Origin of the sequence: Haloechinothrix alba, from assembly GCF_900188115.1 — a bacterium.
GTDB classification, from domain to species: Bacteria; Actinomycetota; Actinomycetes; order Mycobacteriales; family Pseudonocardiaceae; genus Haloechinothrix; species Haloechinothrix alba.
The window spans coordinates 1-1,202 of record NZ_FZNW01000077.1 but is presented as its reverse complement, the minus strand read 5'-3'; the positions used below and the strand labels follow the sequence as shown (position 1 = coordinate 1,202).

Genomic DNA, 1,202 nt, shown 5'->3' with positions numbered 1-1,202 from the left:
TACGGACACACCGACCTGGATCGGGCGCTGGGCACCGCCGCGCTGGCCGGGCGATTCGGCGAGGCCGACCTGGCCTCCATCCTGGCCCACCACCGGCAGCACCGCGAACCCGACGGGACCGAGCCGATCCGCGCCTCCGAAGACCACTCCCTGCAAGCCGGCACCCGGGCCTGGGCCGAGTTCGGAAAGGAGATCCCCTGATGAGCACCACACCGGCCACCGGCACCGCGACCACCCCCACCAATGTCACCGGCGATCCGTCCGAGCAGGTCGCCGCGCTGGCCAAGAAACTGCGCATGCCCTACCTGCGTCGCGCGGCCGCCGAGGTGATCCCCACCGCCCGCGCCCAACGCTGGGACCCGGCAGAAACGCTGCGCGTGCTGCTGGCCGAGGAAACCAGCGGGCGGGCAACCTCGGCCATCCACAACCGCCGCCGCAAAGCCGGATTCCCCGCCGGCAAAACCTTCGACTCCTGGGACGAGAACGCCAGCTCCATCCTCACCCCCACACAACAAGCACTCGCCACCCTGGAATGGATCCACCGCGGGGAAAACCTCTGCGTCTGCGGACCCTCTGGCACCGGCAAATCCCACTTCTGCGAAGCACTCGGCCAACGCGCCATCGACACCGGCCTGACCGTGTCCTGGTTCTCCATCGAAGACCTCGGCAGCCTGGTCACCCGCCACCGCGCCGACGACTCAGTGACCAAAGCCATCACCCGCATTATCCGCGCCGACCTCGTCATCGTCGACGACATCGGCATGCTCCCCATGAGCCACGACGCCGCCGAAGGCTTCTACCGCCTCGTCGACGCCGCCTACGAACGCCGCGCCCTAGCCATCTCCAGCAACCTGCACCCCTCCGGATTCGACGAACTCATGCCCAAAACCCTCGCCACCGCCACCGTCGACCGGCTACTACACCACGCACACATCGTCGTCACCAGCGGCGACTCCTACCGCCTCGCCGAAGCCACCGCCGGAAACGGAGTCACACCCCTCACCTAACCCCCACCGGGCAAGATCACTGGCCACCACCGGGGAAACCGTGGCCACCACCGGGGAGAAAGCATGACCACCAACGGGGAACACTCACTGACCATTGACAGCGAGTGGCTGCCGCAGTGTCCAGGCAGTCGGTGACCAGTTCGGTGCGCAGGTGGCTGGCCATCGCATAGCCCAGCACCCGGCGCGAGCCGACAT

General features: G+C 67.9%; 1 protein-coding gene and 1 pseudogene. Both read left to right on the top strand.

Annotation, left to right across the window (positions count from 1 at the left end):
- Nucleotides 1-201: pseudogene (locus CHB84_RS23150) on the top strand (hypothetical protein); the annotation flags it as partial.
- Complete coding sequence (gene istB, locus CHB84_RS22185; protein ID WP_089303579.1) at nucleotides 201-1,007, top strand: IS21-like element helper ATPase IstB; 807 nt, start codon at nucleotides 201-203, stop codon at nucleotides 1,005-1,007. The pseudogene CHB84_RS23150 and the gene istB, both read left to right, overlap by 1 nt.
- Nucleotides 1,008-1,202: the final 195 nt, after the last annotated feature.